Consider the following 12,072-nt stretch of genomic DNA (forward strand, 5'->3'; position numbering starts at 1 on the left):
CGATTAGTCAAAGGCATCATGCCCTTGTGTATCCATACAGGCTTTGCTGGATATTGCTCACCGGAACCTTAGTTTACAGGGATGAAGCCGTACTCAGAATGTCTTCAGTGACTTTGGATACAAAGGTCTTCATTGGGACAGAGAATTTCTTGTATTGCAGGTTTCGTGGTTCAGAAGCCAGGCGGCGTAAGGCATTCAAAAAAACTTCAACCTCCTGTCTAGTGGTTCCTATTCCGAAACTGATACGGGCCACACCAGGTAGCTTCAATTTCGGGAAAAGTGTCACTATCACTCGCTGAAAGCGGGCCAAATTGGGCCCGACACCAAGAATGTGCTTGACAAGAATGTGAGCGCAATGACAACCAGATCGTATACCGATTCCTGCGGCAGCCAGCTCCTTTGCAACCTGGTCAGCCATAAGGCCATCTACAGTAAAGGGTATCACACTTCCCTTCAGGGAGAAGGCAGGTGAAGCGTTGTCTTTAATGCCGTACACGGTGACTCTTCTGATTTCTGCCATTTCCTCCAGCAACCTGGCAGTGAGGTCCTGCTCTTCTTTTAAAATCTGATCCATGCCGATCCTTTTAAGAAGAACAAGTGCTTTACCCAGCGCGGCAATTCCGGCAGCATTTTTAATTTCCGAAGACCGGAGATCTTCAATTTCCTTATTCTCGTTAATAAGGCCTTTTCTTGCTATTAACACTCCTGTTCCAAACGGCGCATATACCTTGTGGGCCGAAAACGAAATACAGTCGATACCCCGGCCTTTCATGGATATCGCCGAATGAGCTGCCATCTGGGCTGCATCCACAACCAAAACTGCGCCGTACCTATGTACTATTTCGCTTATGGCTTCAATCGGGTTAAAAATACCCAGTACATTGGATGCGCCGCTAATGCTGACTATATTAATCCGCTCACCGGGGAAATTAGTATCCCGGTTATAGGATTTCAACAGGTCTTCCATTTCCTGAAGATTGATCAGTCCTTCTTTGTTTATACCGGTCCTGATAACCTTTGCCCCGGATAATCGCCATGGCAGATCATTTGAAGTATGCTCAAGCATGGTGGTCAGCACTACAGCCTGACCGGCCGAAGCAGGAAATGGAATATTACGGGCAGCAATATTCAGCGATTCCGTCGTATTGGCGGTGAAGAAAATCTCGAACTCATCAGAAGGGGCGTTGCAAAAATCACCACAAATTATTCTTGTTTCATTAACAAGATCATGCTGAACGCTTTCTTTTTGCATTAAAGCCATTTTCCAGGCATTCCACACCGGCATAAAGGTAGGTGTGCTGGCAGCATAATCCAGATTTATAAATGGCTTCTCTCCTTCAACTGTAGGCACAGTTATTCCATTTCCCACCTTTAATCCGGATAGTTTATCATAGAGCTCTTTTCCCGAAATGCCGTTTAGTCCATCATTATAAAGAATTTCGTATGCCGTTGAGTCCGATTCAGTTTGTTTAATTTTTTTCCTCTGTCTTTGCTGAAGAAGAGAAATCACAAAGATCAAAATGTTAATTACAGGCGGCGTACCGGCTTCCAATTTTTCCGATCCCCTGGCCCAAACAACCCAGTCGGGCGAAATCAGCCGGGCAGTGCCGCCACCTGAAAGAACAGTTTTTAAATGCCGGATTTTATCTTTTTTGAGAATGAGAGCTGAAACGCCCAGATTCAAACCGCTTTCCCCGCTGATACATGTGAACGACCCTTCAGGAATGTTTTGTTCAATGCAGTTGAGCAGCAACGGACTGCAAAATAATACACCGTATGACTCCCGTTTTTTTCCTGCGAAATCAAGGACGACATTTCGTGCTTCTTCAAAAAGTTCAGTTGTTATCCGCGAATTATAACCGTTGCCCCTGTGCACGTTTGAATAATAGCAAAGGGCATTAAAAATTGACTGTTCAATTGAATCTGACATGGTTTTACAGCTAGGGTTCAGCTCTAAAGGTATGAAAATGTTTGTGGTATAAAAAAAGCCGCGTTCAAAAAAACGCGGCTTTAGCTTTACTTTGTATACGCCTGTCAGGTTCGCGATCTGATCAGGTTATGTTCGTAATGAGTATGTAATGTATTCTCGTACTGACTGTCAATAGGAATGCGCGGATCATATTCCGGTGAATCCTTTATGGCATCCGTATTCAGTATGGTTCGTGCTTCTTTTTGCTGGTGGCTGATTGTTTCAATCCAGCCGATATCAAGCAAAACTTTTTTACGCCATGAAAGCCAGTTACCTGAGTTGATCACCGCATACATGATTTTCCAGTTGCTGTCGTCGATAATAAAATCGTTTATATTTCCCAGTTTTCCATCGGAAGCATGAAGCGTGTAACCTTTTATTTCATTAAAACTCCTGAGATGGGTATCGACTTCACTGACAGCTTCATGATGTTCAGCCCTGGGAACCTGCATCGGATAAGTAGCTCCGGCAACCGGATCTACAGGCATTGCATAAGGCTGATTCCAGTAATAATCCACATGATAATAATCGTGCAGATCCTGTTCATATTGCCTTGATACTGGCAGGTGCTGTTCAGGTCTCGGACAGTTGTCAATTTCATCCTGAGTTAGTTCCACATGAAAATGACCCTCAGTCATGAAGGCATCCCGCAACAGAAACCTTGGAATTAATACTCTCCTGTCATTGAATATGTTGCCGAAATCGGCTTCAAGATAACGGATGATCCATGTATCCTCATCAAAAAGGATATCCTTAATTTTACCATCCGTATTATCTTTCGTAGTTATTTTATAATCCAATATATCCTTAATACTCTTTTTCATCGTAATTAAGTTTAGAATAACACATAGGTTCAGCCCATAGAACAGGCAAAACTTTGCCAAACCGGCTGAAACGAATAATTTTTTTTAACTTTTTAAAAGCTTGAAAGTTATACCACCGGCTTTTTAAGCCCCTGGTTTCTGATGAGTAATTGCTTTCGCAATTCGGGAAAAACAGTCTACAGAAAAACCGATCTGACGGTTAATAATTGACATCAATTTTCACTGTTATCCATCAGGATAACATGATCAATCCTTGCTGATTTGGATAAAATTGTTACTAATTTTATGACTTGTATTTATGAATTCCATAAAAATGAGGACTGTTTTAATTGTATTAGTATTATTGGGAAACGGTGTTTCAGGTTTTACCCGTGATAAAGTCCGGTTCAGCGATTATTTTGCTGACAAAACATTACGCATTGACTTCTTTCATTCGGGTGACTCGAAAACAGACCTGTTTTCACCCGACCGCATTTATATTCACGGTGAATGGGCAGGAAATCCCGATCGTTGCATCCAGCCGTTTGAATTAGGAAGCTACAAGGCAGAAATCGTTGATATTGCCACTAACACGGTTATTTATACAAAAGGTTATTCCACCATTTTTTCCGAATATCAGACTACTGCACCGGCCCTGCAGGGAATTTCAAAAACATTTCATGAATCCGTTCTCATCCCGCTTCCCCTGCGACCGTTTATTTTCATTATTGAGAAAAGAGATAAATACAACGTTCTTCAGCCGATTTACCGTGTGACTATTGATCCGGCCGATTATCATATTAATACTGAAATCAAAAAAAATCCTGTTGACCAGGTTATACCTGTTTTAAAAAGCGGGGAACCCGGTCATTGTGTCGATCTTGTGATCCTTGGTGATGGATACAGGCTTTCAGAACTTGAAAAGTTCAAATCGGACCTCAATTACTATGCTTCCCTTTTCTTCAGTGTTGAACCTTATAAAAGCAGGAAGAACCTGTTTAATGTGACCGGCATCTTGTCCCCTTCGGTTGAAAGCGGAACCGATGAACCCAGGCAGGGTATTTACAGGAATACAAAATTGGGAAGTTCTTTCAACGCGCTTGATCTTGACCGCTACTGTCTTGCCGATGATAATAAAACCATACGGGATGTGGCTTCCCAGGTGCCTTATGATGCCATCCTGATTATGGTAAATCTCGACCGGTATGGCGGGGGAGGAATTTATAACTGGCAAACGGTCTTTAACACAGGGTCACCCTGGAAGGATTATGTTTTTCTTCATGAATTCGGACATGCCTTTGCGGGGTTGGGCGATGAATACTTTACTTCTGAAGTCGCTTACCAGGATTTCTACACTACCGGTGTTGAACCTCTTGAAGCCAATATTACGGCATTGCTTGATACTGCCAATGTAAAGTGGAAGCAATTCCTGTCGCCCGGGATCAAAGTCCCTACCGAATGGGGAAAGGCTAAGTTTGACAGCCTGAACCAGCAAGTTTCATTGTTGAATGAAGAGAGAGCCAGGACAATATCCCAAATGAAAAAGGCAAACGCCTCTCCGGATGCCATTTCACGAAAGGAAAAGGAATACCAGGATAAAATAAAAACTGTAAATAAAAAACTGGATGATTTTATCAATAATCATCCCCTGAAAGACAAAGTAGGAGTATTTGAAGGCGCCAATTATATGTCGAAAGGCTTATACAGGCCCACAGTAATGTCGCTTATGCATAAATTCAGTGAAAAAGACCGGTCATATGGGGTTGTCAATGAACATGCTATTATAGGAACAATTGAATATTACACGGTACAATAGATGGGTCTTACGGGACTTATATTTGATATTAAGCGATTTTCGGTGAATGATGGACCGGGAATCAGAACCACTGTTTTCTTCAAAGGTTGTCCATTGGCCTGCCGTTGGTGTCACAATCCAGAAAGCCGTGAGTTCTGTAAAGAGACAATGGTTGTGGTTGAAAGACTCGGTGAAAAAGAATTTTCTCGTACCAAAGAAATTGGCACATTGGTCTCCGTGGCTGAGGTAATGAGAGAAATAGAGAAGGAAAGTATATTCTATGAAACTTCAGGGGGAGGAGTAACATTTTCAGGGGGAGAGCCCCTTCTGCAGCCTGAATTCCTGTCAGCGCTCACCACAGCCTGCCGGCAGAAGGGTATTCACACATGCCTTGATACCAGCGGACAATGCGAAACACCGTTATTTAAATCGATGATGCAGCATTTCGATCTTTTCCTGTATGATATAAAAGTCCTTGATCCTCAAAGCCATATGCGGTGGACCGGATCAGAAAACGGCACCATCCTGAACAACCTGAAGATCCTTGATGCTTCCGGTAAAACATACATTATAAGGGTTCCGCTGATTCCCGGTGTCAATCTTGGCAGGGATAACATCGATGCGTTACTCGATTTTGCGAAACAGCTGACATTTCCTTCCAGGGAAATTCATTTTCTTCCTTATCATCCCATGGGGAAAAATAAGCTTAAGAAGCTTGGCATTCAGGACACCATGGATGAGAACCTGAAAGTGACCGATGAAGAAATATCAGCAGTTTCCGGTATTTTTGGAGAGGCAGGATTCACTGTAAAAATTGGCGGATAAACCATACCATCATGAACGAAAGAATCAAACAACTCAGAAAGCAAAGTATTGAGGCCATAAACACTCTTTCTGCTGAAAGGGCTCTGCTTGTGACGCAGTTTTATCAGACAGCTGAAGCCAGAAAAATGTCGGTTCCCGTTCAACGTGCGATGTGTTTTAATTATATCCTGCGGAATAAAAAGCTTTGTATTCTCGATGATGAGCTTATTGTAGGTGAAAGAGGTCCTGCTCCAAAGGCAACACCAACCTATCCTGAAGTTAACGTTCATTCACTAAAAGACCTCGAAATCCTTCATAACCGCGAAAAAGTAAATTTTCTCAGTGATGAAGAGACAAGAAAAGCATTCGGTGAAGAAATCATACCCTTCTGGAAAGGAATGACAAACAGGGACCGGATGATGGAACTTCTGCCCGACGAATGGCATAAAGCTTACAGTGCGGGTATTTTCACCGAATTCATGGAACAGAGGGCTCCGGGGCATACCGTTTTAGGCGACAAGATTTACAGTAAAGGCATGCTCGACCTGATCCATGATATTGACAACTCCATGGCGAAAATCGATTTTTTCACCGATGCGGATGCCTGTGAAAAACTGGAAGAGTTAAAAGCAATGAGAATAACCGCAGAAGCTATTATACACTTTGCTGCACGGCATGCTCAATTGCTGGATGATCTGGCTTTAAGCGAGCCAAATCCGCAGAGGAAACAGGAACTGGTTCAGATGGCTGAAATATGCCGGAAAATACCGTCTCATGCACCTTCTACATTCCATGAAGCTCTTCAGTATTATTGGTTTGTTCATCTCGGGGTAATCACCGAGCTCAATCCGTGGGATTCATTTAACCCCGGAAGACTTGACCAGCATCTGTATCCTTTCTATAAAAAAGAACTTGAAGAAGGAACTCTTACCCGTGATAAAGCTGAAGAATTGCTGCAGGCGTTCTGGATAAAATTCAATAACCACCCTGCCCCGCCGAAAGTAGGCGTGACAGCCCAGGAAAGCAATACCTACACCGATTTTTCATTGATCAATACAGGCGGTGTAAAAGCTGACGGATCTGACGGTGTGAATGACCTTAGCTACCTGATTCTTGATGTAATTGAAGAAATGAGGCTTTTGCAGCCGAGTTCCATGGTACAGATCAGCAAAAAGACACCCGACCGGTTTGTACACAGGGCACTGAATATCGTAAAAACCGGGTTTGGGCAGCCTTCAATATTCAACACCGACGCGATACTCCAGGAATTGTTGCGCCAGGGCAAATCGATTGAAGATGCCCGCCGCGGAGGGGCAAGTGGATGTGTTGAAACCGGGGCATTTGGAACCGAATGTTACATTCTGACAGGATATTTTAACCTGCCCAAAATATTTGAGATTACGCTCAACAGGGGGATTGATCCACGGAATGGTGAAAAAATCGGGATTGATACAGGTGACCCGGAGAATTTCGAAATGTTTGACCAGTTGATTACTGCTTACGAGAAGCAGGTCAAACATTTTGCCGATATTAAGATCAAGGGAAGCAATATCATTGAGAAACTATTTGCCACAAGATTGCCGGCACCCTTTTTATCGTTGCTGATTGACGATTGCATAGCCAAAGGACGCGATTACAATGCCGGTGGCGCACGGTACAATACAAATTACATTCAATGTGTGGGCATGGGCACTATTACCGACTGCCTGACATCCATCCGGTACCATGTCTTTGACAAAAAAGATATTTCAATGGAAAGCATGAAATCTGCATTGAATGCTGATTTCAACGGTTATGATCAGCTCCGGTGGTCACTTGTTTATGACACGCCCAAATACGGCAACGATGAGGAATACGCCGATGAACAGCTTGTAAGTGTTTTTGAAATAGTTTACGATTCTATAAACGGGCGGCCCAGCCCACGCGGCGCCACTTACCGCATCAACCTGTTGCCCACAACCTGCCATGTATACTTTGGCAGTAAAACAGGGGCACTGCCCGACGGCAGAAAGGCAGGAGAACCGGTTTCTGAAGGCGTATCACCTGTTCAGGGCGCCGATAAAAAAGGTCCCACTTCGGTGATTCGTTCGGTTGCCCGCATTGATCATCTGCGGACCGGCGGTACCCTGCTTAACCAGAAGTTTACCCCTTCTTTCTTCAGGAATGAAGAAAGCATTGCTCGGCTCGGACAACTGATCCGGAGCTATTTCAGGCTTGACGGTCATCATATCCAGTTTAACGTTGTATCGGCTGATACCCTAAAAGATGCCCAGAAGAACCCTGAGAAATACACGGACCTTATTGTGAGGGTAGCAGGTTACAGCGATTACTTCAACGACCTGGGTGAAGACCTGCAAAATGAGATTATCAGGCGTACCGAACATGAGACTTTATAGGTATCCGCACAGATTACCTGTCAAGTTTCTTATATAGTTCGAGAAACTGTTCCTTCAGTTCAGGTAAAGTAGGAAGATTCAGTTCCTTCAGATCCCTGTCGGTTTTCTTTGCTGACTTGGAATTCAGATCACGAAGGTAATTCTCCTTAACTTCCTTACCTGATTTATATTTTGAAAACCTGTCCTTCTCTTTCTCCGTGCTTTTCTTGACATTCTTCAGCTTCTTCTTTTCCATCTCATTCTTGTACTTATCTTCAGGAGTTTTCAGGATCGGATCGAAGGCCTCTCTGTAAAGAAACTCAAGCAATTTTTCTTTTTTATCTTCTTCGTTTTGCATAACGCTGAGGTTTCTGGTGTAACGCAGTGGCTTTTCAATTGTTCAAACGCTTCTTCAAATTTAACGGATGAATACTGAATGCATGGAAATCTTTCCAATTGCGTATTTTTACTAAAAAATTTCAATGGCCCGTTTCAGGCTACTAATCGAATATGAAGGAACCCGGTATCATGGATGGCAGGACAATGCCGGTGTAAAGACAATCCAGGGCGAATTGGTTTCTGCCTGCGAAACATTATTTAACACAAAAAGGGTTGAATTATACGGTGCAGGCCGAACGGATGCCGGCGTACATGCGTTAGGCCAGGTTGCACATCTTGAAGTTCCAACCCAGATGTATGCTGAAAACGTGGCTGACCGGCTGAACGAAATAATTCCCTATGATATTCACATCCTCAAGGCCGTATCCTGCGATCCTGATTTTCATGCAAGGCACAGTGCGGTTGCCCGAAGTTATGTTTATGCCATCTCACGCCGCCGATCAGCATTTGCAAAGCGGTATGCATGGTGGGTGAAAGAAGACCTTTCGGTATCAAAAATGAAGGCAGCTGCGGCCTTATTGAAAGGCTTCCATGATTTTTCATCATTTGGTGCCATGTCCCCGGATGAAAAATCAACAAAAGTGAATGTCCAGCATCTTGAAATATCCGAAAGCGGTAATATGGTAATAATCCATATTATCGGTTCTCATTTTTTATGGATGATGGTGCGAAGGATTATCGGGGTGCTTGTTTTTGCAGGAAAAGGCAAGCTCAGTATTAAAGACATAAACGGATTCATTCAACGTCATTCCGAACGGCCTGCACAGCTTGCTGCGCCGGCATCAGGTTTGTATCTTGAGAGAGTTTATTATCCGGGTGAAGCCATTCAATACAAGCCACAAATCCCGTTCCAGATATAACGTTTACTCGATAAAAAGCGACGCAAATTCTTCCGGCATTTTATCAATTCGCTTAATCCTTATGTCTTTATAATACACCTCCCCGGCTTCGCTTTGCAGCTGGATCTTCCCGGATATTAGTGGTATGGAAGTGCTGTCCTGCATGTATCTTGAATTCTTAAGCACCATCACCACATGTCCATTCACCATATGAATGCTTTTGCCTTCAAAGCAAATAAGATCGAGGGTTGTCCATTCATTTTCGGCGCTTTCAAAGTTGGCGCTTCGCAGGCAAAATCCCATTCTGCCGGTTCCAGCACCCATTGAAAGAAAAGACTGACTTGTATCGGCAACTGAATTCATAATGTCGCCTTCGGGTAAATAAGCCCTGATGTCGATTGCCGTGTTATTGCCCGACCAGTAATCTCCGGCATGTCCTTCCATCACCTGGAACTCCTGGCTTCGCATCCATGCACGCCAGTAATCGACCCCGCATTCTCCTATTGAATGATAAAGGATACCGGAATCCTTGAGTTTATCCAGCCGTGGTTCCCATTTCCTTTCTCCCCATTTGTATTTGAGTGTAAAATGATAATTGCTGAATTCCTGTTTGGTAAAAACGCATCCGTATATTTCGCCGGTTATATGCAAAACGGGTTCACCGTTAACCATCTCCACAGAAAATACATTGGCTTCATTTTTATTATAACCTATCGGTTCAATGGGTGTACCCTTTTCATCAACCGGTTGCTGACCATTATAGCCGTTTTTAAGCCGGTAACCCAGGTACATATCCCATTGAGAAAGGTTCTTATCGAGGAGGTTAGTCCATTGACTGTTGTCTTTTGCAGGCTGATTGTCCGTTTTTACCGAACATGAGGCAAGAATAGCGGCGGAAAGAAGAATGACAATATTATTGATCATAGCTAATATATTCTTCACTAAATATAGCTATAATCTGCCAATATGCCAATGTGCTAATGAGCTCCATTGGCACATTGGCACATTAGCACATTACCTATGCTTTCTTCTCTACCACAATCGTACAATGCGTAGCCAGTGCGGCAATGGCTCCTACCGCGGCAAACAGCGGCGCGAGAACAATTCCAACTGCCCCAACTACAAGTGGAAATTCAACAACCGTCTCGTCTTTTTCATTTTTGATGATGATGCGGGTGGCATTTCCTTCCTTTATAATTTCTTTTACCTTGGTGAGTAATTCATCACCTGACACCCTGAAATATTCCCTGTTTGTATTTTCTTCTGCTTTCATGGCAATTTATTTTTGAATGATGAAGCAAATAAATAGTATTCCGGAAAACAAAGGAACAGCTTTTCGGCAAAATCATAGTTTTTAACGGCGAAACGCCTATACAGAGCATTTTTTATACAGCGCAGGAAAAAGGTACCTTAACTCAGGCATAAGCCTTTATAAAATGGAAGTTGAATAGGATTGAAACAAAAAAGAGGTCATACTGGCCTCTTTTTGGTACCCGGAGGGGGACTTGAACCCCCACAACCATTACTGGTCAAAGGATTTTAAGTCCTTCGTGTCTACCATTCCACCATCCGGGCATGAACTCTTTGCAGATAAAAAAAGGGCAACGATAAAATCGGCCCTTTGAGCGGAAAACGAGACTCGAACTCGCGACCCCGACCTTGGCAAGGTCGTGCTCTACCAACTGAGCTATTTCCGCATTAGTTCTTCCCAGAACTATATCCACATTGTTGTTTGGCACCTCAATGGAGCTGCAAATTTAAACTACTTTTTTATTTGTGCAAAAAAAATTTCGGCTAATGTGCCATTATTGCCAAATTAGCCTCACGGGAGCCTGTTTACCCGGGAGGGCTATAGCCCCTGACAGAATGGAATGTTAACTTAGCACACCCCGGCCTTCAGGCCGGGGCTACTGAGGAACTACCACATGAGCATATTGCCCATTATTTCATTTTTTCATTATTTCATTAATTCATTATCCTTTCAAAATATTCCCCATATACTCCCTCGCCAATTTAACCTGGTTGTGTACATAATCGATGCCGGCCACAGTGTGGTCTTCATTAAGCACCTGGTGGCATAATTCGAATGTGAACCACCCGTTATAACCTATTTCATTCATGAGCGAAATATAATGTGCATAATCCGGTATTTTGCCGCCGGCGTAATAAGAAAGAACAACCGGTTGTATCTTACCAGTTGCATCCCTGTAATATTCCCCTCCGAAATGCGAATGCACCTGCAGGTTACCAACAGTGCGCACAGCATTAGCCACATAATCATGATCGAGTTTGTCCATTATCGGCAGATCAAGGCATATTTTTAGCCATGGGGAATTGACTTCCTTCACCAGGTCATAGGTGTCTTTCCAGGTTCTGATCAGCGGCTGATGATTCTGCAAAGCCATGACCACGCCAAACTCCTCTCCCATTTTTGCAGCTTCTTTTAAACATTCCTTAACAAAATTATACCGGTCGAGCCATGTGGCAAACGGGTACTGGCGCTGGAAAGTATAAAACTGGTCGCCCCGTGTAAGTTCATAAGTTCCAAGTCCCTCATGAATCGGAACCCCGGGCCACGCGGCGAACAGCCTTACCACTTTTGCGCCAAGGTCTTTTGCAAGCCTGGCCGTTTCTTTTACCATCAGAAGCTGGCAGTCGCGGTGTTCCGGCAGGGGACTTGAAAAATCATTATTTGCGGCAACACATGGAATTTCTAACCCGTATTTTGCAAGTGAATTCTTCATATCGTCGCGTTTGCGCTGATCAAGGTCCATCGGGTTACCCATTGGTCTTTTGTTATCCAGCTCAACGCCGTCGAATCCAAAATCTTTTGCATACTTACACAATTCATCAAACGTTGCTGCAGCGCCTTTATACCAGATACCGCCGTAAGATATGGAATACAATCCCAGCTTAATTTTGCCGGCGGCTGAAATCTTTGGAAAAACACTTTTGGTTTCTGCTGCTGATGCATTTCCTGCTTTACCGAGCATGGCTGCTCCGGCTGCGACTCCTGAAGTTTCGATGAATTTTCTGCGGTTCATTGTAGTAAGTAAATTAGTTGAAGAATTTGTGTGTAATTCAATGC

The 12,072-nt window shown here is 43.5% G+C and carries 10 protein-coding genes and 2 tRNA genes; 4 read left to right on the plus strand and 8 right to left on the minus strand.

What is annotated here, in order from left to right; translation table 11 throughout:
- Positions 1-73 precede the first annotated feature (73 nt).
- Together VK179_04615 and VK179_04620 are read right to left on the minus strand one after the other, a co-directional pair.
- Positions 74-1,930 (minus strand): aminotransferase class V-fold PLP-dependent enzyme, encoded by a 1,857-nt coding sequence (locus VK179_04615; protein HLO58001.1) that lies wholly within the window; start codon positions 1,928-1,930, stop codon positions 74-76.
- A gap of 104 nt (positions 1,931-2,034) precedes the next feature.
- Complete coding sequence (locus VK179_04620) at positions 2,035-2,793, minus strand: PRC-barrel domain-containing protein (GenBank protein HLO58002.1); 759 nt, start codon at positions 2,791-2,793, stop codon at positions 2,035-2,037.
- 313 nt (positions 2,794-3,106) lie between these two features.
- Here VK179_04620 and VK179_04625 point away from each other — a divergent pair, with 313 nt between their 5' ends.
- From VK179_04625 to hypD, 3 genes are read left to right on the plus strand one after another with little or no spacing between them, the layout of a single operon-like run.
- A complete protein-coding gene (locus tag VK179_04625; protein ID HLO58003.1) occupies positions 3,107-4,588 on the plus strand; it encodes a M64 family metallopeptidase in 1,482 nt (493 codons plus the stop codon).
- Entirely contained in the window at positions 4,589-5,392 is an 804-nt protein-coding gene (locus VK179_04630) for a glycyl-radical enzyme activating protein (protein HLO58004.1), read from the plus strand. It abuts the gene before it with no gap.
- A gap of 11 nt (positions 5,393-5,403) precedes the next feature.
- Positions 5,404-7,767, plus strand: coding sequence for a trans-4-hydroxy-L-proline dehydratase (hypD, locus tag VK179_04635; protein HLO58005.1), 2,364 nt, complete (start codon positions 5,404-5,406; stop codon positions 7,765-7,767).
- A 13-nt stretch (positions 7,768-7,780) separates the two neighbouring features.
- Here hypD and VK179_04640 read toward each other — a convergent pair whose 3' ends face one another.
- Complete coding sequence (locus tag VK179_04640; GenBank protein HLO58006.1) at positions 7,781-8,104, minus strand: hypothetical protein; 324 nt, start codon at positions 8,102-8,104, stop codon at positions 7,781-7,783.
- A gap of 124 nt (positions 8,105-8,228) precedes the next feature.
- On the opposite strand from VK179_04640, the gene truA reads away from it, so the two are divergent.
- The gene (truA, locus tag VK179_04645; GenBank protein HLO58007.1) at positions 8,229-9,005 is read left to right on the plus strand and encodes a tRNA pseudouridine(38-40) synthase TruA; all 777 of its coding nucleotides are present in this window, start codon (positions 8,229-8,231) and stop codon (positions 9,003-9,005) included.
- Positions 9,006-9,008: 3 nt separating this feature from the next.
- Here truA and VK179_04650 read toward each other — a convergent pair whose 3' ends face one another.
- From VK179_04650 to VK179_04670, 5 genes are all read right to left on the minus strand, one after another.
- Positions 9,009-9,908 (minus strand): DUF1080 domain-containing protein, encoded by a 900-nt coding sequence (locus tag VK179_04650; GenBank protein ID HLO58008.1) that lies wholly within the window; start codon positions 9,906-9,908, stop codon positions 9,009-9,011.
- A 94-nt stretch (positions 9,909-10,002) separates the two neighbouring features.
- On the minus strand, positions 10,003-10,257 hold the full coding sequence (locus tag VK179_04655; GenBank protein HLO58009.1) for a DUF4342 domain-containing protein: 255 nt from the start codon (positions 10,255-10,257) through the stop codon (positions 10,003-10,005).
- 214 nt (positions 10,258-10,471) lie between these two features.
- Positions 10,472-10,559, minus strand: a tRNA-Leu gene (locus tag VK179_04660).
- A gap of 49 nt (positions 10,560-10,608) precedes the next feature.
- Positions 10,609-10,681, minus strand: a tRNA-Gly gene (locus VK179_04665).
- Positions 10,682-10,957: 276 nt separating this feature from the next.
- Positions 10,958-12,028 carry a sugar phosphate isomerase/epimerase family protein gene (locus VK179_04670; protein HLO58010.1) on the minus strand — a complete coding sequence of 357 codons (1,071 nt, stop codon included), beginning with the start codon at positions 12,026-12,028 and terminating at the stop codon, positions 10,958-10,960.
- Positions 12,029-12,072: the final 44 nt, after the last annotated feature.

It is taken from the genome of Bacteroidales bacterium (assembly GCA_035299085.1).
In the GTDB taxonomy this organism is placed as follows: domain Bacteria; phylum Bacteroidota; class Bacteroidia; order Bacteroidales; family UBA10428; genus UBA5072.